The 23,556-nt window shown below is 51.5% G+C and carries 25 protein-coding genes and 1 riboswitch; of the genes, 10 read left to right on the top strand and 15 right to left on the bottom strand.

The window, feature by feature from the left end; all coding sequences use genetic code 11:
• The first annotated feature begins 143 nt into the window (after positions 1-143).
• Both putA and OGY10_RS17750 read left to right on the top strand, forming a co-directional pair.
• Complete coding sequence (putA, locus tag OGY10_RS17755; protein ID WP_191226196.1) at positions 144-4,106, top strand: trifunctional transcriptional regulator/proline dehydrogenase/L-glutamate gamma-semialdehyde dehydrogenase; 3,963 nt, start codon at positions 144-146, stop codon at positions 4,104-4,106.
• 59 nt (positions 4,107-4,165) lie between these two features.
• Positions 4,166-4,561 carry a lysozyme inhibitor LprI family protein gene (locus OGY10_RS17750; protein WP_032936250.1) on the top strand — a complete coding sequence of 132 codons (396 nt, stop codon included), beginning with the start codon at positions 4,166-4,168 and terminating at the stop codon, positions 4,559-4,561.
• Here OGY10_RS17750 and rutR read toward each other — a convergent pair.
• The 3 genes from rutR to OGY10_RS17735 form a co-directional block, all read right to left on the bottom strand.
• Complete coding sequence (gene rutR, locus OGY10_RS17745; RefSeq protein WP_003036026.1) at positions 4,558-5,196, bottom strand: HTH-type transcriptional regulator RutR; 639 nt, start codon at positions 5,194-5,196, stop codon at positions 4,558-4,560. The two genes, OGY10_RS17750 and rutR, sit on opposite strands and share 4 nt — an antisense overlap.
• A 58-nt stretch (positions 5,197-5,254) precedes the next feature.
• The gene (locus tag OGY10_RS17740) at positions 5,255-6,169 is read right to left on the bottom strand and encodes a DMT family transporter (RefSeq protein ID WP_003832060.1); all 915 of its coding nucleotides are present in this window, start codon (positions 6,167-6,169) and stop codon (positions 5,255-5,257) included.
• A gap of 161 nt (positions 6,170-6,330) precedes the next feature.
• A complete protein-coding gene (locus OGY10_RS17735; RefSeq protein WP_003036022.1) occupies positions 6,331-6,504 on the bottom strand; it encodes a con-10 family general stress protein in 174 nt (57 codons plus the stop codon).
• Between the two features lie 386 nt (positions 6,505-6,890).
• On the opposite strand from OGY10_RS17735, the gene wrbA reads away from it, so the two are divergent.
• Positions 6,891-7,487, top strand: coding sequence for an NAD(P)H:quinone oxidoreductase (gene wrbA / locus OGY10_RS17730; RefSeq protein WP_003832057.1), 597 nt, complete (start codon positions 6,891-6,893; stop codon positions 7,485-7,487).
• A 20-nt stretch (positions 7,488-7,507) separates the two neighbouring features.
• Positions 7,508-7,735, top strand: coding sequence for a YccJ family protein (locus tag OGY10_RS17725; RefSeq protein ID WP_003036015.1), 228 nt, complete (start codon positions 7,508-7,510; stop codon positions 7,733-7,735).
• A 37-nt stretch (positions 7,736-7,772) separates the two neighbouring features.
• On the opposite strand, the gene agp is transcribed toward OGY10_RS17725, so the two are convergent.
• From agp to OGY10_RS17685, 8 genes are all read right to left on the bottom strand, one after another.
• Complete coding sequence (gene agp, locus OGY10_RS17720) at positions 7,773-9,014, bottom strand: bifunctional glucose-1-phosphatase/inositol phosphatase (RefSeq protein ID WP_191226197.1); 1,242 nt, start codon at positions 9,012-9,014, stop codon at positions 7,773-7,775.
• Positions 9,015-9,101: 87 nt separating this feature from the next.
• Complete coding sequence (locus OGY10_RS17715; RefSeq protein ID WP_191226198.1) at positions 9,102-9,809, bottom strand: ArsR/SmtB family transcription factor; 708 nt, start codon at positions 9,807-9,809, stop codon at positions 9,102-9,104.
• A gap of 69 nt (positions 9,810-9,878) precedes the next feature.
• Positions 9,879-10,634 (bottom strand): sulfite exporter TauE/SafE family protein, encoded by a 756-nt coding sequence (locus OGY10_RS17710; protein WP_008784319.1) that lies wholly within the window; start codon positions 10,632-10,634, stop codon positions 9,879-9,881.
• 134 nt (positions 10,635-10,768) lie between these two features.
• Positions 10,769-11,275, bottom strand: coding sequence for a protein disulfide oxidoreductase (locus OGY10_RS17705; protein WP_191226199.1), 507 nt, complete (start codon positions 11,273-11,275; stop codon positions 10,769-10,771).
• Entirely contained in the window at positions 11,265-11,888 is a 624-nt protein-coding gene (locus OGY10_RS17700; RefSeq protein ID WP_008784317.1) for a DsbA family protein, read from the bottom strand. Before OGY10_RS17700 ends, OGY10_RS17705 begins: the two co-directional genes overlap by 11 nt.
• Positions 11,885-13,765: a cytochrome c biogenesis protein CcdA gene (locus OGY10_RS17695; RefSeq protein ID WP_191226200.1), complete on the bottom strand. Its 1,881-nt coding sequence runs from the start codon at positions 13,763-13,765 to the stop codon at positions 11,885-11,887. Before OGY10_RS17695 ends, OGY10_RS17700 begins: the two co-directional genes overlap by 4 nt.
• 48 nt (positions 13,766-13,813) lie before the next feature.
• Positions 13,814-14,176 (bottom strand): hypothetical protein, encoded by a 363-nt coding sequence (locus tag OGY10_RS17690; RefSeq protein ID WP_008784315.1) that lies wholly within the window; start codon positions 14,174-14,176, stop codon positions 13,814-13,816.
• 70 nt (positions 14,177-14,246) lie between these two features.
• Positions 14,247-14,651 (bottom strand): VOC family protein, encoded by a 405-nt coding sequence (locus tag OGY10_RS17685; RefSeq protein WP_003832040.1) that lies wholly within the window; start codon positions 14,649-14,651, stop codon positions 14,247-14,249.
• A 396-nt stretch (positions 14,652-15,047) separates the two neighbouring features.
• Here OGY10_RS17685 and dsbA point away from each other — a divergent pair, with 396 nt between their 5' ends.
• The 4 genes from dsbA to OGY10_RS17665 all read left to right on the top strand — a co-directional run bounded on the left by dsbA (position 15,048) and on the right by OGY10_RS17665 (position 17,898).
• Positions 15,048-15,671: a thiol:disulfide interchange protein DsbA gene (dsbA, locus tag OGY10_RS17680; protein WP_008784313.1), complete on the top strand. Its 624-nt coding sequence runs from the start codon at positions 15,048-15,050 to the stop codon at positions 15,669-15,671.
• 205 nt (positions 15,672-15,876) lie between these two features.
• Positions 15,877-16,797, top strand: coding sequence for a curved DNA-binding protein (gene cbpA / locus OGY10_RS17675; RefSeq protein WP_286577124.1), 921 nt, complete (start codon positions 15,877-15,879; stop codon positions 16,795-16,797).
• Positions 16,797-17,090 carry a chaperone modulator CbpM gene (cbpM, locus tag OGY10_RS17670; RefSeq protein WP_186413535.1) on the top strand — a complete coding sequence of 98 codons (294 nt, stop codon included), beginning with the start codon at positions 16,797-16,799 and terminating at the stop codon, positions 17,088-17,090. Before cbpA ends, cbpM begins: the two co-directional genes overlap by 1 nt.
• 121 nt (positions 17,091-17,211) lie before the next feature.
• Complete coding sequence (locus tag OGY10_RS17665; RefSeq protein ID WP_003832031.1) at positions 17,212-17,898, top strand: Crp/Fnr family transcriptional regulator; 687 nt, start codon at positions 17,212-17,214, stop codon at positions 17,896-17,898.
• A gap of 47 nt (positions 17,899-17,945) precedes the next feature.
• Here the strand turns inward: OGY10_RS17665 and OGY10_RS17660 are convergent, their stop codons facing one another.
• The 4 genes from OGY10_RS17660 to OGY10_RS17645 form a co-directional block, all read right to left on the bottom strand.
• On the bottom strand, positions 17,946-18,782 hold the full coding sequence (locus OGY10_RS17660) for a nucleoside-specific channel-forming Tsx family protein (RefSeq protein WP_032942924.1): 837 nt from the start codon (positions 18,780-18,782) through the stop codon (positions 17,946-17,948).
• A gap of 96 nt (positions 18,783-18,878) precedes the next feature.
• Positions 18,879-20,033 carry an MFS transporter TsgA gene (tsgA, locus tag OGY10_RS17655; RefSeq protein ID WP_191226201.1) on the bottom strand — a complete coding sequence of 385 codons (1,155 nt, stop codon included), beginning with the start codon at positions 20,031-20,033 and terminating at the stop codon, positions 18,879-18,881.
• 38 nt (positions 20,034-20,071) lie between these two features.
• Positions 20,072-20,779: a purine-nucleoside phosphorylase gene (gene deoD, locus OGY10_RS17650; RefSeq protein ID WP_032942921.1), complete on the bottom strand. Its 708-nt coding sequence runs from the start codon at positions 20,777-20,779 to the stop codon at positions 20,072-20,074.
• Positions 20,780-20,891: 112 nt separating this feature from the next.
• Entirely contained in the window at positions 20,892-21,047 is a 156-nt protein-coding gene (locus OGY10_RS17645) for a hypothetical protein (RefSeq protein WP_156183252.1), read from the bottom strand.
• Between the two features lie 218 nt (positions 21,048-21,265).
• Between OGY10_RS17645 and OGY10_RS17640 the strand changes: the two genes are divergently transcribed.
• The gene (locus OGY10_RS17640) at positions 21,266-21,769 is read left to right on the top strand and encodes a GNAT family N-acetyltransferase (RefSeq protein WP_191227217.1); all 504 of its coding nucleotides are present in this window, start codon (positions 21,266-21,268) and stop codon (positions 21,767-21,769) included.
• A gap of 247 nt (positions 21,770-22,016) precedes the next feature.
• Positions 22,017-22,239: riboswitch (cobalamin riboswitch) on the top strand.
• A 221-nt stretch (positions 22,240-22,460) separates the two neighbouring features.
• Positions 22,461-23,516, top strand: coding sequence for an ABC transporter substrate-binding protein (locus OGY10_RS17635; protein ID WP_057067669.1), 1,056 nt, complete (start codon positions 22,461-22,463; stop codon positions 23,514-23,516).
• Positions 23,517-23,556 lie beyond the last annotated feature (40 nt).

Here is a 23,556-nt window from a genome sequence, read left to right as displayed (position 1 = left end):
TAAGACTCATATTTATTAACATCTCATTCATTTCCAAGCTTGCAAACCAAGTCACATTTAACACGGTTGCACAAAGTTGCAACATAGTAGATATTTCTCGGTAACTATCAGACCCGTATTTCAGTACAACAGGAGTAAACGGCATGGGAACCACCACGATGGGGGTTAAACTGGATGACGCCACTCGCGAGCGTATTAAAACAGCAGCATCACGAATCGATCGCACGCCACATTGGCTGATCAAGCAAGCCATCTTTAATTATCTCGAAAGACTGGAAAATGACGACGCGCTTCCTGAACTGCCGGCCCTGCTGGCGGGTGCCGCGAATGAGGGTGAGGAGTCAACCACGCCGCAGAATGAAGCGCATCAGCCTTTCCTGGAATTTGCCGAACAGATCCTGCCGCAGTCAGTTTCCCGCGCAGCAATCACCGCCGCGTACCGCCGAGCCGAAACCGATGCTGTGCCGATGCTGATGGAACAGGCTCGTCTGCCGCAACCCATCGCGGAGCAAGCGCACAAGCTGGCGTACGATCTGGCTGACAAACTGCGTAACCAGAAGACCGCCAGCGGCCGCGCCGGGATGGTACAAGGTTTACTGCAGGAATTCTCGCTTTCTTCGCAGGAAGGCGTCGCGCTGATGTGCCTGGCCGAAGCCCTGCTGCGTATTCCTGATAAGGCAACCCGCGATGCGTTAATCCGCGACAAAATCAGCAACGGCAACTGGCAGTCGCACATTGGACGCAGCCCGTCCCTGTTCGTCAACGCGGCGACCTGGGGGCTGTTGTTTACCGGTCGTCTGGTTTCTACGCATAATGAAGCCAGCCTCTCACGCTCACTCAACCGTATTATCGGCAAGAGCGGTGAACCACTGGTGCGTAAAGGCGTCGACATGGCAATGCGCCTGATGGGCGAGCAGTTCGTCACCGGAGAGACTATCGCCGAAGCGTTGGCTAACGCCCGTAAACTGGAAGAAAAAGGTTTCCGCTACTCTTACGACATGCTGGGCGAAGCGGCTCTGACTGCCGCCGATGCCCAGGCTTATCTGGTTTCGTACCAACAGGCAATCCACGCCATTGGTAAAGCCTCAAATGGTCGCGGCATCTATGAAGGGCCGGGTATTTCTATCAAGCTGTCAGCGCTGCATCCGCGTTATAGTCGCGCGCAGTATGACCGCGTGATGGATGAACTCTATCCGCGTCTGAAGTCGCTTACTCTGCTGGCCCGCCAGTACGACATCGGTATCAATATCGATGCTGAAGAGGCCGACCGACTGGAGATCTCCCTCGATCTGCTGGAGAAACTGTGCTTTGAACCTGAACTCGCGGGCTGGAACGGTATCGGCTTTGTTATTCAGGCCTACCAGAAGCGCTGCCCGTATGTTATCGACTACCTGATTGACCTCGCCACGCGCAGCCGCCGTCGCCTGATGATCCGTCTGGTTAAGGGCGCCTACTGGGATAGCGAAATCAAACGTGCGCAAATGGACGGTCTGGAAGGTTATCCGGTCTATACCCGTAAGGTCTACACCGACGTTTCCTATCTGGCCTGTGCGAAAAAACTGCTTGCGGTGCCGAATCTGATCTACCCGCAGTTCGCCACCCACAACGCCCATACGCTGGCGGCGATTTATCAGTTGGCCGGTCAAAACTACTATCCGGGTCAGTACGAGTTCCAGTGCCTGCACGGTATGGGCGAACCGCTGTATGAGCAGGTCACAGGTAAAGTTGCCGATGGCAAACTGAATCGTCCATGCCGCATTTATGCACCGGTAGGCACGCATGAAACGCTGCTGGCATACCTGGTGCGTCGTCTGCTGGAAAACGGCGCCAACACTTCATTCGTCAACCGCATTGCAGACACTACCCTGCCGCTGGATGAACTGGTCGCCGATCCGGTCGAAGCCGTTGAAAAACTGGCGCAGCAGGAAGGCCAGGCTGGTCTGCCACATCCGAAGATTGCCCTGCCGCGTGACCTGTACGGTAAAGGCCGCGAAAACTCAGGCGGGCTGGATTTAGCGAACGAACATCGTCTGGCCTCACTGTCCTCCGCCCTGCTCAACAGCGCGCTGCAAAAATGGCACGCTAAACCGATGCTCGAACATCCGGTTGCTGACGGTGAAATGACCCCAGTCGTCAACCCGGCCGAACCGAAAGACATTGTCGGTTATGTGCGTGAAGCAACCCACAGCGAAGTGGAACAGGCATTGCAGAACGCGGTAAATAACGCGCCGATCTGGTTCGCCACACCGCCACAAGAGCGCGCCGCTATTTTGCATCGCGCCGCCGTTCTGATGGAAGGCCAGATGCAGCAGTTAATTGGCATTCTGGTGCGCGAAGCGGGCAAAACTTTCAGCAACGCCATTGCGGAAGTGCGCGAAGCGGTAGACTTTCTGCACTATTATGCCGGTCAGGTCCGCGATGACTTCGATAATGAAACCCATCGTCCGTTAGGGCCGGTGGTCTGTATCAGCCCCTGGAACTTCCCGCTGGCCATTTTCACCGGGCAGATTGCCGCTGCGCTGGCGGCGGGCAACAGCGTGTTGGCAAAACCCGCGGAACAAACTCCGCTGATTGCCGCCCAGGGTATTGCCATTTTACTCGAAGCAGGTGTGCCGCCAGGCGTGGTGCAACTGTTGCCTGGTCAAGGTGAAACGGTCGGGGCACAGCTCACTTCCGATGAGCGCGTACGCGGCGTCATGTTTACCGGCTCAACGGAAGTCGCCACGCTGTTGCAACGTAATATCGCGACCCGCCTGGATGCTCAGGGGCGTCCAATCCCGCTTATCGCCGAAACCGGCGGGATGAACGCCATGATCGTCGACTCTTCTGCGTTAACGGAACAGGTCGTGGTCGACGTTCTGGCTTCTGCCTTTGACAGCGCCGGACAGCGCTGCTCCGCGCTTCGCGTCCTGTGTCTGCAGGACGATGTCGCCGACCATACGCTGAAAATGCTGCGTGGCGCAATGGCGGAATGCCGCATGGGTAATCCGGGCCGCCTGACCACCGATATTGGACCGGTAATCGATGAAGAAGCCAAAGCCAATATTGAGCGCCATATTCAGGCCATGCGCGCCAAAGGGCGTCCGGTGTTCCAGGCCGCGCGCGAAAACAGCGACGATGCGCGTGAATGGCAAAGCGGTACCTTTATCGCGCCGACGCTTATCGAGCTGGAAAGCTTCGACGAATTGCAAAAAGAGGTGTTCGGTCCGGTACTGCACGTTGTGCGTTACACCCGCAACAATCTGGGCAGTCTGATTGAGCAAATTAATGCCTCCGGCTACGGCCTGACGTTGGGCGTGCACACCCGTATCGATGAAACCATCGCCCAGGTCACAGGTTCGGCACATGTGGGGAACCTGTACGTTAACCGCAATATGGTCGGCGCCGTCGTCGGAGTGCAGCCATTCGGTGGCGAAGGCTTGTCAGGAACCGGGCCAAAAGCGGGTGGACCGCTGTATCTGTACCGCCTGCTGGCAAACCGTCCGGAAAATGCGTTAGGCATTACGCTTGCCCGTCAGGATGCCGAATACCCGGTCAATGCACAGCTTAAAACGGCGCTCGTTCAGCCGCTGGAAGCGCTTAGCGAATGGGCAACCGATCGTCCAGCACTGCGTGCGCTCTGCCAACAGTTTGGTGAACTGGCGCAGGCCGGAACGCAACGCCTGCTGCCAGGCCCCACCGGCGAGCGCAATACCTGGACGCTGTTGCCGCGCGAACGCGTGCTGTGTATCGCCGATGATGAACAGGATGCGCTGGTACAGGTTGCCGCTGTAACTTCCGTTGGTAGCTTAATTCTGTGGCCGGATGATACATTCCATCGCGACCTGGCAAAACGCCTGCCAGCAGTAGTTTCCGGGCGCATCCAGTTTGCCAAAGCGGACAACATCACTACGCAGCCGTTTGATGCGGTTATTTTCCACGGTGATTCCGATCAGCTTCGCGCACTATGTGAAGCGGTGGCGGCCCGCGAAGGGGCGATTGTGTCGGTCCAGGGCTTTGCCCGCGGCGAAAGCAATATCCTGCTGGAAAGGTTGTATATTGAGCGCTCCCTGAGCGTCAATACCGCCGCAGCTGGGGGGAACGCCAGCCTGATGACAATCGGCTAAGGTTGTGGTTAATTAAGGCTCCGGTAACGGGGCCTTTTTTTATTAAGCCAGAGGGAAGCATGAAACGAATCGTACTGACATGTGCAGCGCTGCTGCTTAGCGGCCAGGCGCTGGCGGATGACTGCGCCAACGCGAACACGCAGATTGAGATGAACACCTGTGCGGCAGAGCAGTATAAGGCGGCCGACGCCAAACTTAATGAAACTTATCAGAATGCGCTGAAGCGCGCCGCCCCAACCCAGCGCGATTTACTGAAAAAAGCGCAAATATCCTGGATAACTTTGCGCGATGCGGACTGTGCGTTAATCAGTTCTGGCACTGAAGGCGGTAGCGTTCAGGCGATGATTTCCAGCCAGTGCCTGACGGATAAGACCAACGAGCGCGAAGCGTTTCTCGCCTCACTTTTGCAGTGTGAAGAAGGCGATTTAAGCTGCCCGTTACCGCCGGCCAGTTAACGCACGCGGATCCCTTCAATAATCATCCGCTGTACGCTCTCCACCGTTTGGTTAAAAAAGGCTTCATCACGCAGCGTTGCGCCCGTCACCGCCTCTACCTGTGGGGCAAAATCGGCGTAGTGCTGAGTTGAAGCCCAAATCATAAAAATCAGATGATGCGGATCGACCGGAGCCAGTTTTCCGCTTTTGATCCAACCGGCAATCAGCGCGGATTTCTCATCAATTAGCGTTTTGAGATCCCCTTCCAGTTCTGCCATCAATAAAGGCGCTCCGGCCAGCATCTCCATACAAAACAGCCGTGAGGCCTGAGGGTAATCGCGCGACACTTCCAGCTTAAGGCGAATGTATTCTTTAATGGCCACCAGCGGCGCAAAGTCTTCGCGAAAAGCTTTCAATGGAGCCAGCCAGATGTCGAGGATCTGCCGTAAAACGGCGATATAAAGCACCTCTTTTGACGGGTAGTAATAAAGTAGATTGGTTTTTGACACGCCCGCCTGCTCTGCCACCTGCTCCAGGCGCGTGCCGTGGATCCCATATTGGGAGAAGATATTTAATGCCGCGGTTAAGATGGCCTGGCGTTTTGCACTGACGGCCTGCGAGCGCTTACCTGTTTTTTTCTCTGCGCGTTGGACCATGCGCCCTCTCCTTCTTGTGAGGGCGTCAGCATACCAAATCACACGGTGAATGGTTAAATTAAAGCGATTCCGGCGGCGCCTCTTGTCCAAGCGCTTTTTTCTTTTTGAACTTCAGCTCGCTGACCAGTACGCCAACAATAATGAATGCCGCACCAAGCAATGCAAGTAGCGGTAAGCGTTCACCCGCCAGACGGCCAAAGATCCCCGCCCACACCGGTTCACCGGTATAAATAACCGTCGCGCGCGTCGGCGAAACGCTGCGCTGCGCCCAGTTCATGGTGACCTGAATAATCGCGCTAAAAATACCCAGCCCCAGCGCCACCACCAGCAATCCGGTAGACATTGGTGGTACGGTCTCTCCGGCCGGTCCCATCGCCATAAACGCCACTATCGAAGCGGTTGCCAGTTGCACTACCGTTACCCGACGAACATCCACTTTTCCTGCCCACGCGCTAATCAGGATAATTTCTGCCGCAATCGCCACCGCACCGGCGAGCGTGATCCACTCGCCTTCGCCTAAAGCCAGTAAATTGCCTCCCGGTCCGGCCAGAAAAATCAATCCGATAAAGGCCAGCACAATGCCGACGCACGGCATCAGACCTGGCATGCGTCCCAGACACAACCATTGTAAAAGCGGCACCAACGGTACGTACATCGCGGTAATAAACGCCGATTTACTGCTGGGAATAAACTGTAACCCCCAGGTTTGCAGACTATAACCCAGCGCAATTGCGATACCGATTGCAACCCCTGCTTTAACTTCCAGCCACGTCAGCTTATGCAGTGTGTGTAACGACAAAAGCGCGACCGCCAGCGCGGCAGTGGCAAAACGCACACCGACAAAGAAAAAAGGGCCGCTCAGGGTAACGGCATATTGCACCGCCAAAAACGTGCCACCCCAGAACATGGTGATCACAATGAGGATCGCTTCCTGAGGTTTAACAGAGAAGGAATAACGAGAAAGTAATGACATGAGACACCCGATTAACTGAATGTCATTAGTCTGCGTTGCGTTTTGTTACAGTTCAACCTTGCAGACAAAAAAAACCGCCGGAAAGACCCGGCGGCGGTGGCTACGTAACGTCTGTCTCTGACTCTCAGCCGTCACGACATATCTGACAGATAGCCCGACAATTACGATTTGTTGTTGCCGTGACTATTTTTGCCCCCTTTTTTGCCTGCCTCTGAAGCGCGTTGCGGGTCATTCTTGAAGTTGCCCCCGCTGTGCTGGCCACCTTTTCGACCTGCTTCTGATGCTCTTTCGCGGTCTTCCGCAAAGTTGCCGGAACCGCCCCGATGGTTTGCCATTACTGACCTCCGTCATTGATTAGACATCATATTGCATAGGTACTGAGGAGTGATACCTCACGCAGCGTTACGGGCGAGGCCCTGAAAATAACTGCGTGGGAATAAGCATAGTGAAGTGTGGCTAGGGCAGACGCTAACTGTAATATCCTGCAACAGGATCAGGAGTGACAAATAAATAATCACCATAAGAAATCAATAAGTCTTTCTTATGACTACCGAATTCTACCCGGTTAAATATGTATCATTTTGCTACAAAGAAGGTTGTTATAAAAATTGTTATAAATCAAAGAAGTGATTGTGAAATTTGCACTCCTGACAGTACGTCATATCTTTAAAGGTAGGTAGCGAATCGCTACGGACACGGTTAACTCGAGGAGTAGTGTAAAATGGCAAAAGTTCTGGTGCTTTATTATTCCATGTACGGACACATTGAAACTATGGCCCACGCAGTCGCAGAAGGCGCAAATAAGGTAGATGGCGCGGAAGTGATTATTAAGCGTGTACCAGAGACCATGCAGCCCGAGATTTTCCTTAAGGCTGGCGGCAAAACACAAAACGCACCAGTCGCAACCCCGCAAGAACTGGCTGATTACGACGCCATCATTTTTGGTACTCCCACGCGCTTTGGCAATATGTCCGGTCAGATGCGTACCTTCCTCGACCAGACTGGCGGGCTGTGGGCCTCTGGCGGCCTGTACGGCAAACTCGCCAGCGTATTCAGCTCAACGGGAACCGGCGGCGGTCAGGAACAAACCATTACATCAACCTGGACTACGCTTGCCCACCATGGGATGGTGATTGTACCTATCGGTTACGCGGCGCAAGAGCTGTTTGATGTCTCTCAAGTTCGCGGCGGTACCCCTTACGGTGCAACCACCATTGCCGGAGGCGACGGCTCCCGCCAGCCAAGTCAGGAAGAGTTATCTATCGCCCGCTATCAGGGTGAATATGTCGCAGGTCTGGCAGTAAAACTCAACGGCTAATCTTCAACAGGAGGATTCGAATGCCAACTCAAGAAGCGAAAGCCCATCGCGTCGGCGAATGGGCAAGTCTGCGCAATACATCGCCGGAAATAGCCGAAGCCATTTTTGAAGTCGCACATTATGACGAGAAACTGGCGGAAAAAATTTGGGAAGAAGGTAGCGATGAGGTACTCATCAAAGCCTTTGAAAAAACAGACAAAGATTCGCTCTTTTGGGGTGAACAGACTATCGAACGCAAAAACGTCTAGCGCGCTGACTCCCCCGCGAACACGGGGGAGTTTTCTTTTACTTAGCCGCCTCATTCAGCACGCTATCGAACTTATCTATCGGGCAAAAACCATCCGCATCTATCGGACATCCTTTCAGCTCCAGCGTTACGCGCTGCGCCGGGGATTTCAGCGTCAGAACGTCTGCATTACGCAACTGCTGCGAGCTCTGATACACATACTCGATTTTCATCAGATCACGATTTGCATTGCTGTCATGCCAGCGCTGGAAGACAATCTTCCCGCCAATCGGCGTACGCTCGTTCTGATCGTGAAGCTGGTACGGTTTAAAATCCAGCGCGGTGAGCAGCGAAGCGATATTTGAATCATGCCCCACCAGCACGGTTATTTTCGGTGCTTTCGTGCGTTCAGTAACCAGCGCATTATCAATATATTTCACCAGCGGTTTGGCGACGTTCTGCGCCACTTCCGGGGAGGTGAACAGGCTATCCTGATAGCCGTTTTTCAGCTTCGACAGAACCTTCCACTGCTGATCCGATTTAATCTCGCCCCAGGCAACCTTGTCCATCGGGAAGCCTTCGTAATATTGCAGCGTGAAGGCATCAACCAGCGAATTTCCCACCTTCAGCGGCCCCGAAACGCCTGGCTCCTGCTGGAACTTCGCGCTAAACGTATCTTTGGCATAGGTCAGGGAACACTGCTGTTTATCTTTGCAGGACGGAGAGTCTTTGTAGTCGGTCATTTGCTCAAGCAACTGATAGCTATCGTTGAGCTGCATTTTGCTGCGCTCTTTCTCCATGGCCTGAACGGCCTGCTGGCTGAAGGCGGCGGAATCATCGGTGATCACCGGGTTAAAGGTGGGATCCATGGTGCCCATTTTTTCCTGATGATGGACCGGAACATCGCAACCAGGGAAAGCACCGGTAACAAAGAACTGCGCCGTGGCGACCGTACGCTGCAGGCTGTTAGCATAGGTATAGACCGTGTTCGGTGCCGGGCATTCGCCCGATTTCACCATCCCCTGCTCTGCCAGCCACTCTCGCATGTAGTGGCCCATATAGATTTCCAGCACACCGCCCTTGGTAGTGAGTTGTCCGCCGGGGACATCCCATTCTGGCCATTGTTTGGGGGTGGACTGTTCAAGAACGCTGCCATTATTGGCTAAAGGTGCGCGTAAGTTATGCCGACTCATCATCAATACTTGCTGAAGCTGATAGCCTTCCGGCGCGGTCTGCGCCTGCGCGGCGGTTGACAATAAGACAGCCCCTGCCACGGCTGTGGCGATTAACGATTTATTCATCCCTACGACCTCTTGTTGTTATCAATCACAACAGAGTGTGACAGAAATATGACATATTTCCGGGAACGCTTTCGCAAAACAGACCATCTAGCGTGTCGTTTTAACACCAAACTCGGTTTCGAGTTTACGAATGCCAAGAGGTGTGAAGATGACATGGCGGCTGCCCTGTTCGGTTTTTATCCATCGCTGTTCAGTGAACCAGCGCAGCAGCGTTGCGCCAAGCACACCACCAGGATGATAACGTCGTTCGCTCCAGTCCAGACAACCGCAGGTTAACTTCCGCCGGGATGAGCCAGCCGCCAGGACAATCCCCATCTGTGCCAGCTTTTCCTGGCCAAGTGGAGTCAGCGTTTCACCATCCGGCGTTAACCACTGACGGGAAACCAGCGTATCGAACAACCTCACCGCGACCTCTCCGGCGAGATGGTCGTAGCAGGTGCGGGCATGCCGCAAACCTGGCGGTGTAGTGATTCTGCGGGGCGTTGATGTCGCCCACGCAACGCCCATCAGGCGTTCCAGCAGATCAGCGATATCGGAACCTGCAAGGCGAAAATAACGATGTCTGCCCTGCGCCAACGCGACAACAAAACGTTGTTCGCACAGACGCGCCAGATGCGCGCTGGCGGTCGACGCGGATATATCCGCCACCGCGCTGAGCTCAGTTGCAGTCCAGGCGCAGCCATCCATTAGGGCGCACAACATACGCGAGCGCGATTTATCGGCCATCACTGCCGCAGTGAGTGCCATTTTTGACTCCAGATCGCCCTCTTCTTCATGTAACATCACGGATGCCATAACGACCTCATTGGCCCTGAATATCTGAATTAACGATGCCATGAAAGTCGCGCAAAGTCACCGCACCGGTCACACAGCACGTAGCATCATCTCTGTACCCAACCCGACCAGACAAAACAGAAAACAGCGTTTAAACACGAGCGGAGAAATAACCCTTCGCACACGGGTACCTATCCATTGGCCAATCAGCGCAGGAAAAATGGCCAAAGCCGACAAACTTAGCGATTGTATGGGCAGCGCGTTGTGCCACCACAGACCCAGCGCCAATGCCAGGGTCGAAAAGGTAAAAGAGATCCCGAGCGCCTGCACCAGTTCATCTTTCTCAAAGCCGAGGGACTGGATCCAGGGCACGGCGGGCATCACAAACACCCCGGTTCCGCCGGTCAATAAGCCGGTCACAAATCCAATAACGAGGGAGTACGGTTTTTCACGCTGCGGGGCCACCGCAATTTTCTTTCCCGCAAGCGTCCAGATAGCGTAGGCCACCAGCGCTACGCCGAGTGCAAACTGAGTTCGGGTGGTGTCACCACCGGTAATCCAGGCGCTGGCAAGCAGTGTCGCCACCACTACTGTCAGCAGCATTGGCCACAGTCGTTTGAGTAATTGGCGTGTATTTCCACCGCCGCCAAACTGGAACAAATTGCTTATCAGCGAAGGCAATAACAGCATGGCCGCCGCGGCAACTGGCGAAATAAGCGATCCGAGGATCCCCATAGCCACGGTGGGTAACCCCATACCCGTAACGCCTTTCACCATCCCGGCGAGGACAAATGTGGCGGCAATCATCACCACCAGAGCGGGTCCAAACGCTAAAGAACTCGTCATGTTGCACTTTCCTGGAAAAGAGAAGATGACTGATTCTGGACGTTAATCACTGTGTTTGCTTCGTCAGGCAACGAAATATGCCTTCCAGGGGAGGGCGACGCCATAAAAAATGCCGGGTTTCCCCGGCACATTTATCAGAACGTTTTCGCCCACCACAACCGAAGTTTCATGCCCCAGTAGCTGGTCCAGCCGCTGGTGGTTAATACTACCCGACCTTGTGACATCACCACCAGCGTGGGCGTGACGCTGATTGCCCAACTGCGGGAAATGGCCCCGTTCGCATCATTGATGACCGGAAAGTCCACGCCTTTACGCGACAGCCAGCGAGATACCTCAGCTTCATTTCCGGAACGTAACGCAATGGTCATCACATTTTCCCCTTCTGAACGCAGCCTGGCGACTTCCGGCGTCGTGAAGCGGCATACGCCGCACCAGCTCGCCCAGAAATAAAGCAACACCGGCTCGTCTTTGCTGAGCGCCGCCAGCGTGACGGTTTCACCATCCAGTGTTTGTAAAGGCGTGCTGTCAAAGGAGGCAGGGAGCTGCGGCGCGCGCCAGGCATCCATCAGCAGCATTGCCCCCGCCAACAGCGCCAGTAAGATCAGCCCTTCGCGCAACCAGCGGCGCAGTTTACTGAGCATTGGCCGCCGCCAGTTTTTCTTTTACCACTTCCTCAAGGGTTTCCCACGGTACCGCGCCGGGAATAAGTTCATCACCAATAATCGTTGCGGGGGTTCCCTGCACCCCCACCAGTCGCGCCAGTTGCAGGTTAGTGCTCAGCGTTTCAGCACTTTGGGCGTCCAGCGTCACCGGACTGGCCCCCGCTTTTTCCTGCGCCTGTTTGATACTGACGTCGGTATGATAGCCCTTCTTCTGCATCAATTTTTCATGTAATGCCAGGGACTGTTGCGGATGCTCATGCCATGTCGTCAGCACGGTCCGCGCCGCCAGTTCCGAACTTTCACCTTTAAACGGCAGCGGTTTAATCACCACCGCCACGTCAGGATATTTCTGCACAATTTTTTCCAGCATTGGATCCAACTGCTTGCAGTATGGGCAGTTGTAATCGGTGAAGTTTATCAGGGTCAGTTTCGCCTGCTTCGCGCCAATCCGCGGGCTGTTAGGATCGTTAAACAAGGCTTCCTGAATTAATGCTTCAATTTGCTTTTCCTGTTCCGGGGTAAACGGCGCAGGCTCTTTCGCGATACTGACGGCAGAAAACAGGGTTAACAGCAGAACAATCATCATTTTCATGGGGTTACTCCTTTGGCATCATTCAACGTTTGCAGTACCGCATCGCGGGTTAACAACGTGGGTAACGCCTGGCCATCCGGCAGACCGGGGCCATAAATTTGGTTATACGGCACAGCAACCTGGCCGCGTTTTTTTAGAAATTCGGAAATAGCTTCAGAAGGGAGTGTCCAGTCGCCGCGAAGCGCCACCACATCCGGCTGTTGCAATGCGGCCTGTACGTCTTCTTTATGCAACACGTTGTATTTGTTTACCTTACAGGTGATGCACCAGTCGGCTGTGACGTCAATGAACACGCGCTTATGTTGCGCCAGCGCATCCTCAATCGCCTGCTCGCTTAGCGGTTGCCAGTTCACGCTTTCTTTAGCGCTACTTTGTCCGCTAAACCCTAAGTGTGGGAGCAGCAACGTCGCAAGCCAGATAGCCGAACCCAGCATCATCACGCCAAGCAGACGCCGCAAAATATTCATCCACCGCCCTGGCCGCGGCAAACGCAGCGCCAGACCGGGACGCAGGGCCACCAGCAGCCACGGTAAGCTCATCCCCAGCCCAAGTGCGATAAACAATCCCCACAACGTCGGCAGCGAAGCAGTCAATGCTACCGCCACCGCCGTTCCCAGAAACGGGGCACTGCACGGCGTGGCAAGCAGTGTCGCAAATGCACCTTGCCAGAAATGTCCCGACAGTCCGTTGCCGCCGTGAGTCGCCAGCGTGGTGGTCATAGCAGAAGGGAGTCGGAATTCAAACCACCCGAACAGGCTGGCGCTGAACGTCAGCATCACTAGCACCATGACGCCAATGAACCACGGATTCTGAAACTGGATCCCCCAGCCAAGGGCCTGATTGGTTAAACGCAGCACCGTCATCAATAGCGCCAGTGCCATAAACGAGACCAGTATTCCGGCTACCGATGCGAGGAACTGACGACGGATCTGGCGACGACTTTTTTCCTCGACCAGCAAAATCGAGCCCAGCTTCATGCCAAGAACCGGTAACACACAAGGCATCAGATTGAGGATCAAACCACCCAACAGTGCCATGAGCACCACTTGCCACAGTGGGAGTGAGGCGTTCTCAACAACCGGGGCTTCGCCAATCGCAAGACGACTCTCCTGGGCAACACCGTTATCTGCCAGCACCAGCGTGACTGACTTACCACGCAGATCCGGCGCGCCTTCTCCCCAACCGTCATGTACAGGTACCGTAGCGCGTAACGTATCCCCCTCAACATGAATTTGCGGCATGCCAAAATCCGCATCATCAACAGCATCCAGATATAGCCCTGGTTCAGTCCAGCCTCCCGCACGGCGAGCCTCGACGACTAACTCTCCCGCCCGTGCGCCAGCGCTCAGAGCATCGGTCAGGCCGCTGGCAAGTGGGATCTGTCCCATCGCCTGAGCATAGTCATGTGCAAAAGTCGGGTCCTGGGCTGTGGGCGTCACGGAAAAAGGAAAATCCGTCAACAGGCAAACGTTGCTACAGGTGGATAGCGTCAAAACGCCGCTGAGCGTGGCGGGCGCTCTACCGCGCACCACCATCGGGAACGTCACCTTATCGTGATACCCCTGAGTAGTGATATTGGCGACCTCAAAACGAGCAGGGGTTGGCCAGAACCAGTCGACCGCGGGCATTTCCCCTTTCCAGGCGATTGCAGGTGCAACGCCTCCCTCGCCCGGAGAACGCCAGTAGGTTTTCCAGCCGTCCTCCAGTTTGACATCCAGCAACAGACGGGTTTCTCCGCCTGCGGACGTATCAGCGCGTAACCGCACACTGGCGTGATCGTTATCGGGTGAACGCAGCCAGCCGGGTTCAGCCGCCCAGGATACGGGCAGCCATAGCAATAACAGACAGAGCAGCGCCTGTCTGAAAACAGTCATCATAGTTTTTCTCCGTGAATAATTATCTAACAGTCAGCAACGGCTGTTCTGTCATTCACGGAAGACGCAAAATCGGAGATGCACCCGGAGAGTGGGCGGCGAGATGGCTCGCGGTGGGAAAAAAGGTAGACGAAACGCCCGTACTGGCGCCAGCAATGACAGCAGCAGGCACAGCACCAGAATAGCACCTTCAAACAATACGGGTGGCGCAGCCAGTAATGATTTCGCACTCAGTTCACAAGGGGTAACGGGTGAGGCCTCATCGGTCTGCACTTGTGCGCTGGCGACAACGCTTGTAACGGCGGTATCCATCTGCAACGCGTGCAGGCCCGCCATGCGTTGTGCGGTGCAAACCATCACCACAACACATGCCAGACAGAGGAACCACCATCCCATCCGTTGACGTTTCGCCATTATACCCTCACTCATTGATGCGAGTTATCTTAACCACTCGCCAGGTTTTGGCAACCTTTCCGCTGTAAAGTTATGTCCTGCTATCTGCTGGATATACCGCGATTTCAATCAGATTAAGATCGGGATCCCTGACATACACCGAACGAATAGGTCCTGTCGCACCTGTACGTGCAACGGGCCCTTCAATAATCTCGACTCCGTGGGTTTGAAACGTCTCCATCACCTCTTCCAGCGTACGCGTGGTGATAAAACATAAATCCAGCGCCCCCGGCGTTGGCGCGTAGGCTTTGGGTTCAAACTCTTTTCCCCGAATGTGGAGATTGATTTTCTGATTGCCAAAGACGAAGGCTTTCCGACCTTGCGCGAAGGTTTCCAGCCTCATACCTAAAAGCTCGACATAGAAACGAACGCAAGCCTCTTCATGATTGGTGGTTAGTACCAGGTGATCCAGGTGGTCGATCATAGCGATATCCATTTGGGTTGCTCATCTCTGACACTTACCCTATTCATTCACGCACGACAAGAAAAAGAAAATCTACGGAGTTATTTGCAGAACTTAACGCAACAACCTGCAATTTACGCTTTAAAAACGAAATGATAATTAATCATATTCCCGTCTTTATTTATTACACTATAACATTGCTAAAAACACCCATGAAAATATCACACAAGTTATCATTCACTATTTACGAAGAATGCCGAAAGATATTTCCATGACAGCACACAGATAATGCCCACCACGTACTGATGCGTAAATGAAAGTAAGGGTCAGCGCATTTCCAGAGAATTTCCTTATTATATTCAGACGCAATGAATAACGTATTCATTAGCAGATAATTTGTTTATTAAATGTTATTTAGAGTATATGGAAATGAAAAAATATTTATTACCCCTGATTGGGTTACTTTTTACAGTTAGCGCTCAGGCAGCATCATTTACCGACGGCAAAGAGTATATCTCACTGGAAAAACCTGTCGCTTCCGCTCCAGCCGCACTGAAGTTTTTCTCATTCTATTGCCCTTCCTGTTATCAGTACGATGAAGTTTTTGAAATCACTGATAACGTGAAAAAAGTATTGCCTGCAGATGTCAAACTCACCGAATACCACGTCGACTTTTTAGGTCCGCTGGGGCAAGACATGACCCACGCCTGGTCCGTCGCCATGCTGTTGAACGTACAAGATAAAGTTAAGCCGTTGCTTTTTGATGCCGTTCAGAAAAAACAAACCGTTAAAACAGCGGACGATATTCGTAACGTATTTATCAGCGCGGGCGTCAGCGCCAGTGATTATGATGCGGCATGGAATAGCTTTGCCGTGAAATCACTGACCGCTAAGCAGCAAGAAATGGCGAAGGCAGTTGATCTAACCGGTGTGCCCGCCATTTTTATCAACGGAAAATATATGATCAATCCAAAAGGACTGAAGTCAGATGACCTTAATGCATTCGTGCAAAACTATGCTGATACGGTCCGCTTCCTGATAAGCAAATCCTGATTTTTAGCTAATCTCATTTTTCGCACCACACAACAGATGCCGTAACCTCAACTGCGCTGTTGGTGGTGCAATGCCTGCATCGTTTATCGCAATATCCTCCCTTCCCGGTTGGCATTCGCCGTTATCAGGATTACCCTAAACTTAGCGGTGATACCTGTTGTCAGGGTTCACCTTCTGCAAGTGTTGATTTACACGAGAGAACGCTATGGAATTAAAGGATTATTACGCCATTATGGGCGTGAAACCGACAGACGATCTCAAGACAATCAAGACCGCCTATCGTCGACTCGCCCGTAAATATCATCCTGATGTCAGCAAAGAGACTGACGCAGAGGCCCGGTTTAAAGAGGTTGCAGAAGCCTGGGAAGTATTGAGTGATGAGCAGCGACGCGCCGAGTACGACCAGCTGTGGCAGCACCGCAACGACCCACAGTTCAGTCGTCAATTCCAGCAAGGAGAGAATCAAAGCTACAGCGCCGAAGATTTCGACGATATCTTCTCCTCCATTTTTGGTCAGCGTGCGCACCAGTCGCGCCAGCGCCCTGCCAGCCGCGGGCACGACATTGAAATTGAAGTTGCCGTATTCCTCGAAGAAACGCTTACTGAGCATAGCCGCACTATCAGTTACAACCTGCCAGTCTATAATGCGTTTGGCATGGTAGAACGAGAAATTCCTAAAACGCTGAATGTGATAATTCCGGCTGGCGTCGGTAACGGTCAGCGTATCCGTCTGAAAGGCCAGGGAACCCCCGGCGAAAACGGTGGGCCGAACGGTGATTTGTGGCTGGTGATTCATATTGCGCCGCATCCGCTGTTCGATATTGTTAATCAGGATCTGGAGGTTGTCGTTCCCCTCGCGCCGTGGGAAGCTGCGCTGGGTGCGAAAGTAACCGTTCCGACGCTGAAAGAGAGCATCCTGCTGACCATTCCTGCAGGCAGTCAGGCCGGTCAGCGGCTACGCATTAAGGGCAAGGGTCTGGTAAGTAAAAAACATACCGGCGATTTGTATGCGGTGATAAAGATCGTCATGCCACCGAAACCTGACGACGCCAGTGCCACCCTGTGGCAACAACTGGCGGATGCACAAAAGACCTTTGATCCGCGCAAAGAGTGGGGGAAAGCATAATGGCTAACGTTACCGTCACTTTTACCATTACCGAATTTTGTCTGTACACCGGTGTGTCAGAAGAAGAACTGCATGAGATTGTCGGCTTAGGGGTGATAGAACCCCATGAAGACGATACGTTTGACGATCATGCGCTGACAGTAATGCGTCGCGCGGTGCGTCTGCGTCAGGAGCTGGAACTTGACTGGCCAGGGATTGCCGTTGCGCTGACGTTGCTGGAGGAGAACGCTCAGTTACGCCAGGAAAACCGCCTGCTGCGCCAGCGCCTGTCTCGCTTTATCAGCCATCCTTAGTATGTCAGGACCAGCATGGTGCTGGTCCTTTTATTATCCGCCCCGCGCTCTTAATGACATTGCCCAGCAGATGACATACAGTCTGAGATGAGAATTATCTTAAACAATAAGACGTTGAGTCATGCAGCTTAAACCCCTCACGAAAGGTCGTTTTCACAACATCTGGCAGCAGGATGATGCCTTGATTGAGAAGATATTTCAGGAACTGCTCTCTGAAACGCAGATTATCCAGGAAGATGAGTATCTATACCGCCAGGGACAGGTTGTCGATCGACTGATCATGGTGCAATCCGGAAGAATTTCACTGCGTTACAGCGCGGAGAATGGTCGCCGATTCCAGTTGGGCGCCATGGAATGCGACGAGCAGCTGTTTGGTGAAATGGAGTTTTTTACCGGGTATCGCTGCCAGCTTGATATCGTCGCGGAAGAACCACTGACCGTAGCGGTGTGCAGCTGTGACCGTCTGGAAGAAGCGCTAAATCAGCACCCCAGACTGGCGATATTTTTTGCCAGTGCAATGGCGATTGATTATCAGGATATGCTGGAAATCTTCCTGCACCGGATGCTCTACCCTATCGTACATAACGTGGCGTATGACCTGTATCGCCAGCATCAGAACAAGCAGCCGATGGATGGTTTCCATAAAAAATACCAGGAAGCTGAGCGATTCGGCACAACCGACCGGGTCTATCGGCGGGCGGTTAAAGCGCTGACGGATGCCGGGCTGGTAACGCGAACGAAGCAAGGACTGGAAATTAAGGATCTGGATGGGCTGCGTAAATTTCTCGGCAATGACATCATTGACTGACACACCAACTCTCGTTAACAGAACATTGGTGTGTCATTTCGGCGCAATCAGAACTTATAGGTGAGGCTGAAATAATGACCGAGCCCGGTGGTACGCCCTGCTCCGCCGTGGTTTTCCATCAATGCCATGTTACGGAAATACTTCAGGCCATAACCGACTGCATAATGCTCTGAATGCCAGTAGATACCGTTATACCATTCAATTGCGTTATTGCTGTATAACGGTTGATTAGCAATCTTATTCGCGGCGAACTGGTAGTCAAAGTACCCCTGATAGTTCAGATAACTGCCGTTGGCAAAGGTATAGAATGGCGTCGACCAGTTAGTCGAGAACATATAGCCATCCCACTTTCCTTCGTTATCCGCACCGTAGTTTTCACGAACATAGTGCGCATAGATGTTCATTCCCACCAGACCAAACCACGGGACCTTCACATCTGTACCCAGGCCAACGTAATGTTCAAATAATTCCCGGTCGCCAATGTTATTTACCGTTGCAATATAGAATTCGTTAAACGGCCCAACGGATAAATCTTTATTAAAAATAGCGTCCAGGGAAAAACGCGGAGATATCTTGGCAAAGAAGTTATCCCCCCCATGACGATCGTCCTGCTCGCGATCCAAAATATCAAAGAAATCCACATAACCGTACAGATCGATAATGCCAGAGCGTGCACCAAACTCCAGTTCCAGATAGGTGTCATTGCGAATACCATATGGCACTTTCGCGTCCACACTTTGCATTAAGTTCATCTGCATCCAGTTAAAATCATTTTTACGGATGTTGCCATCAGTATAGTCAGCTGCGAATGCTTGCATACAGCTCATTGTCACTACTGCACCCAGGATTGTTTTTTTAATCATTAACTTATTGTTCTTCAGCATTTTTCAATTCCTTTGAGTAAGGTTGAGTATCGCCCCACCATATAAATAGTGTGGCGACTGGCTATTTAATTAAAGAGGTAAGTGTTATTAGTGCTTTTAATTACGCTTGAGTTTTAATGTCACCATCAACATGACAAAGATAATTAAATACAACACCGGTATTGCGTACATAATTTTCTGCAATCCCATTGTTTTTTCCATGAGCGCGCTAATCGCCGGACTAAACATGGCCCCGGCACTGCCGCTAATTAAAATATAAGAAACGTTCTGACTGCTCGCGCGCTTCACGAAAGAAACACCGTAGGCAATAAATGAGTTATACAGTGCAGCACAGACAAACCCGTAACTGTAGGCCAGATAATCAATCCCGGAGATATTATCCTTCGTGACGATAATTGTGGTAATAATGCTAGCCAGCAGAATAATACTTAGCAGGAAATAATGTATCTTCACCCGAGAAACAATGACGGTTGATACTAATGCCCCGACCAGCGCAGCGCCCCAGTATTGCGTAATAATATTTCCTGCTTCTTCAAAGGGAATGCCAAATTTGTTCTTCACAAATAATGGTGCCCAGGTCAGGAAGGTGTACAGCGCCAGCATACCTAAGAACAGGCCAATGCCTCCGCTGATGATCCCTGGATTCCACTCCGATTTTACCTTATCTGTCCGATCTGCCGTGGGCGCCGTCTCGCAGGCAGTAAAGCGGGTGAGCGCCACAACGCCCAGCGTGAGTAAGGCCACCATACCCACGCTTAGATAGCTGTAACTCCACGACATATTGTGCGTCAGGGCGAAGGTCGTGATCAGCGGAAAAACCACGCCCGCAACGTTGAAAGTGGCGTCCTGCACCACCAGCATCGTACTTTGAATACGATCCTGCCAGACCGATACCACAATCGTTCCCGCCACGCACAGACCGATCCCACCGCAAAAGCCCACCAGGGTCATGGCGACCATCACAGGCCATAAGCCAGGGCTTAAATGCATTACCAGAGCGCAAAGGAACACTATCGAATAGATAATGAGCGTCATACGCTTCACACCGATTTTCTCAATCAGGAAAAAGGCGGCGATGGTGCCGGCTAATGCTCCACCATTGAGCAACGAAAATATCGAAGCAACGGTATTCACATCGGCATCGTAGCGTACTGCAATCGGTTCGATTAGCATACCGAACTGACTGGCAAACCCTGCCATAATAAAATTTGCCAGAAAACTAATCAGCGTAAGTGCTATTTTATTCTTCATATAATGCCATCTCTGATTGGTTCAATTAAAAGCCGGAACTAAGCGGTAACAGCAGTATTTAGCGCCAACTCAATCATGTTGTTAAAGGTCAATTGTCGTTCTTCTGCGGTTGTTTCTTCTCCGGTCAGGCAATGATCGGAGACAGTTAAAATAGCCAGCGCTTCAATATTAAACTGATGCGCTAAAGCGTATAAGCCTGCTACTTCCATATCTACACCCAGCACACCGAATTTTTCCAATGCCGGTATTAAATTTTCGTCAGGGTCGTAATAAAGATCGCCGCTGAAAACATTGCCCACTTTAATATCAATACCGGCTTTCTGTGCCAGCGTCCACGCCTGCTGCAATAATGGGAAATAGGCGGATGTTGCCATCGCATAGCCTGCGCTACGTTTTAAATTTGTGACTGAATCCGTTCCGGCGGCGACGGCCAGGATAATATCGCGCATTTTGACATGATGTTGTGTTGCCCCTAAACTGCCGACACGTATAATTCTTTGCACACCAAAATCATGTACCAGTTCATGGGCATAAAGCGTCATTGAAGGAATGCCCATTCCATGTCCCATCACCGAAACAGGTTGCCCAAAATATAAACCGGTATAACCCAGCATATTACGTACATTGGTGACTTCGCGGTAATCCATTAGATAATTTTCGGCAATAAATTTAGCACGGAGCGGATCGCCCGGCATAATAACGGTTGGCGCGAAATCACCTGGCTTGGCATTAATATGTGCAGTCATAACAATTCCTGAATTATGGGTATTGAAGATATGCAGGGATTGTAACCAGACGTTTGTGAGGTGATTGAGGACAAAAGTCCTGCTCAGAGGATCGGCCTCTCATTTTTGAGAGTTAGTGGTGCAGGTAAGTGGTAAAACGGAACACAGCGTGTTGGTCTTCTGGCGTGCGGTGAGTAACGTCAGCATCCCGACGCAAAGAAGCAGTACGTTGTTCATGGCAAATTCGCACTGCCAGATGAAGGCGACGGCTGCGACGGGAACCAGTCACAAGCAAGCGCCTCACCATCCGATTGTGGCCCCCCAAATCCCCTCAGCGGCGTGGTCACTACCGTCGCCAGCAGCAGGGACTTACGATTCCCATTTATAATCCGTATGCAGAATAGCGCCAAAGATAATTGCATTTCTGACTCTTGCCGCTCAATATTGTTTTTAAAGGAGGCTTATTGTTATTATCGTTTTCCATTCTAAGATTGAGTTATGCATGCCATGATCCCATTTAGATTTAGTGAGATGGCTCACGCCGATATTCCTGCTGTTCAGTCGTTCCTTATTGAGCATCTTAATTTATTCTTCAATGCCGGCAGCTCCATGCCTTCTGCCGAAGAAGATCTCTTTGATCTCGAACAACAGTATCTGTTACAGGAAAGAAATTTATTGCTTTGCGCATGGAGTGAAAACCAAGAATTAATCGCCACACTGGCGGTATGTCAATATAATGATCGTATTACTGAACTGCGTGGGCGTTACAACTTGCGTGAAACGGCAGAAATTTGTCGTTGCTACGTGGATGAACGCTATCGTAGACAGGGGATTGGTAGCCAATTGTTTGCTTTAGCAGATGTATTCTGCCAGCAACATCAATATAAAACGTTGTATCTTCACACCCATCATTTTTTACCCGGAGGATATCACTTCTGGTTGCGTAATAATTTTAAGGTGATTATGGATATGCAGGATGAATGGCAATTGGTACATATGGAGAGTTCATAAAAAAAGGATTCAAACACCAATCCGCAGCATTTTTGATGGTGATCAATATGTTTCATACGCAGAGATTGAATCATGCTCGTAGTTTGATCAACATCAATCAATTCTCATTTAGCTTTCTGTTGTTATTTTCATTTATAGCAACACACAGAGGAATGCATCTACATCCTATTGTTTTTACTGATCATTTTCAGAACAGCATTATCTCTTTACCTCTTACATTCCGTGGTTGACCTTGTTAACAATTGCCGTTAGAGTCACTTTCGACAGCATTTCATTACATTTTGTGTATGAATAGGAATATGGTGAGAATTATTTAATTCAATTCCATAACTGCCCCCGCAACTGTAGGCGGATGCAGAATATCCTTGTGTGGCTAATAAGCCACTGGTCACTGTAAAGTTTATCTTTATGGGAAGGCTGATATTCTGATTACCGTGAGTCAGGAGACCTGCTGTCAATGATGTATACCATTGAGTGGACGGGATGGTCCATGGGATGAATTATTTGACACAAGCAGTAGTGTATTTATGAATAAGATTTTGGCTAAGTCAGGATTATTTGCATTTTTCGCATATCTTTATTCTTAAATTTCACGATTCAATGTCATCTATCTTCATGTCTCCTCCCGATATATGGAATGAAATGAGCCATGACCAGACCTTAAGATTCTGGCATCAACGGGACGATGACAATGTACGCTAATTCTACCTTTTACTCCTATAAAAAAACGCTTCTGGCTATTTTTGGTACCACTGCTCTGCTGCTCGCTTCCGGTTTTTCTGACGCGGCAAAAACTGAATATCCTCTGACGATTAAAAACTGCGGCCGCGATATTACCTTTAATCAGGCACCAACGCGCGTGGCAACGGTGGGTCAGAACAGTACCGAGATCCTCTATTCATTAGGGCTTGCCGATCGCGTCGTCGGTACTTCATTGTGGTTTGGCCCGGTACTGGACACCTATAAAACAGAAAATGAAAAAGTTGCCGTTATTGCGCAAAATATTCCGAGCTTTGAAGGGATTTTGGCTAAAAAACCGGATCTGGTCGCCAGCCAGTTTGAGTGGCAAATCGGCCCAGCTGGCACGGTTGCCTCTTATGAACAGTTTAGTGAACTGAAGGTTCCTGTTTACACCGCGCCAGCTGACTGTGCGAAAGATAACGAAGATGGTGGTGATGGTGTCCGTAAAGGGATGTTTGATATCACCATGGTGTATCAGGAAGTCGCCGATCTGGCAAAAATCTTCGATGTTCAGGATAAAGGCGAAGCGCTGATTGCCAGCCTTAAAGCACGTGAAGCCGCAGCGAAAAATAAAATTACCGGTATTGATAAGAATGTTTCTGCCGTGTTCTGGTTTTCAAGTGCCGATTTACAGCTCGATCCTTACGTTGCCGGAAAGTTTGGCCCAGCAGCATGGATAGCCCAAACACTGGGTGTGAAGAATGTGATTGATTCTGCCGAAGAATGGCCAACAGTGGGCTGGGAAACTATCGCTAAAGCTAATCCTTCTGTCATTGTGCTCGGCGAGATGAGCCGTCGCCGCTTCCCGGCAGATGACTGGAAGATCAAGATGGAATACCTCAAGTCCGATCCTGTCACCACGCTGGTTCCTGCCGTTAAGGAAAACCATCTGCCGGTCATCGACGTACAGACAATGAATGCTGGGATCAGAACTATTGATGGGCTAGAAAAACTGGCTGATGCCCTGGTTGAATATGGCTTAGCTCATCCGCAGGCTGCTCATTAATCTACGTTTTGCGCTATATCCTGCGCGGTATAGCGCATCT

Source organism: Citrobacter sp. Cpo148, from assembly GCF_030332375.1.
Classification (GTDB): domain Bacteria; phylum Pseudomonadota; class Gammaproteobacteria; order Enterobacterales; family Enterobacteriaceae; genus Citrobacter; species Citrobacter portucalensis.
This window is presented reverse-complemented; position numbering and strand designations above follow the sequence as displayed.

Coding starts and splice junctions, on each gene's coding strand:
- OGY10_RS17715 (WP_191226198.1), bottom strand. CDS start 9,809: ATGGCATCCGTGATGTTACATGAAGAAGAGGGCGATCTGGAGTCAAAA.
- OGY10_RS17665 (WP_003832031.1), top strand. CDS start 17,212: ATGCAGCTTAAACCCCTCACGAAAGGTCGTTTTCACAACATCTGGCAG.
- wrbA (WP_003832057.1), top strand. CDS start 6,891: ATGGCAAAAGTTCTGGTGCTTTATTATTCCATGTACGGACACATTGAA.
- agp (WP_191226197.1), bottom strand. CDS start 9,014: ATGAATAAATCGTTAATCGCCACAGCCGTGGCAGGGGCTGTCTTATTG.
- putA (WP_191226196.1), top strand. CDS start 144: ATGGGAACCACCACGATGGGGGTTAAACTGGATGACGCCACTCGCGAG.
- OGY10_RS17725 (WP_003036015.1), top strand. CDS start 7,508: ATGCCAACTCAAGAAGCGAAAGCCCATCGCGTCGGCGAATGGGCAAGT.
- OGY10_RS17700 (WP_008784317.1), bottom strand. CDS start 11,888: ATGAAAATGATGATTGTTCTGCTGTTAACCCTGTTTTCTGCCGTCAGT.
- OGY10_RS17690 (WP_008784315.1), bottom strand. CDS start 14,176: ATGGCGAAACGTCAACGGATGGGATGGTGGTTCCTCTGTCTGGCATGT.
- OGY10_RS17750 (WP_032936250.1), top strand. CDS start 4,166: ATGAAACGAATCGTACTGACATGTGCAGCGCTGCTGCTTAGCGGCCAG.
- tsgA (WP_191226201.1), bottom strand. CDS start 20,033: ATGAAGAATAAAATAGCACTTACGCTGATTAGTTTTCTGGCAAATTTT.
- deoD (WP_032942921.1), bottom strand. CDS start 20,779: ATGACTGCACATATTAATGCCAAGCCAGGTGATTTCGCGCCAACCGTT.
- OGY10_RS17685 (WP_003832040.1), bottom strand. CDS start 14,651: ATGGATATCGCTATGATCGACCACCTGGATCACCTGGTACTAACCACC.
- OGY10_RS17640 (WP_191227217.1), top strand. CDS start 21,266: ATGATCCCATTTAGATTTAGTGAGATGGCTCACGCCGATATTCCTGCT.
- OGY10_RS17705 (WP_191226199.1), bottom strand. CDS start 11,275: ATGCTCAGTAAACTGCGCCGCTGGTTGCGCGAAGGGCTGATCTTACTG.
- cbpM (WP_186413535.1), top strand. CDS start 16,797: ATGGCTAACGTTACCGTCACTTTTACCATTACCGAATTTTGTCTGTAC.
- OGY10_RS17660 (WP_032942924.1), bottom strand. CDS start 18,782: ATGCTGAAGAACAATAAGTTAATGATTAAAAAAACAATCCTGGGTGCA.
- dsbA (WP_008784313.1), top strand. CDS start 15,048: ATGAAAAAATATTTATTACCCCTGATTGGGTTACTTTTTACAGTTAGC.
- OGY10_RS17695 (WP_191226200.1), bottom strand. CDS start 13,765: ATGATGACTGTTTTCAGACAGGCGCTGCTCTGTCTGTTATTGCTATGG.
- OGY10_RS17740 (WP_003832060.1), bottom strand. CDS start 6,169: ATGTCATTACTTTCTCGTTATTCCTTCTCTGTTAAACCTCAGGAAGCG.
- OGY10_RS17710 (WP_008784319.1), bottom strand. CDS start 10,634: ATGACGAGTTCTTTAGCGTTTGGACCCGCTCTGGTGGTGATGATTGCC.
- OGY10_RS17735 (WP_003036022.1), bottom strand. CDS start 6,504: ATGGCAAACCATCGGGGCGGTTCCGGCAACTTTGCGGAAGACCGCGAA.
- OGY10_RS17635 (WP_057067669.1), top strand. CDS start 22,461: ATGTACGCTAATTCTACCTTTTACTCCTATAAAAAAACGCTTCTGGCT.
- rutR (WP_003036026.1), bottom strand. CDS start 5,196: ATGGTCCAACGCGCAGAGAAAAAAACAGGTAAGCGCTCGCAGGCCGTC.
- cbpA (WP_286577124.1), top strand. CDS start 15,877: ATGGAATTAAAGGATTATTACGCCATTATGGGCGTGAAACCGACAGAC.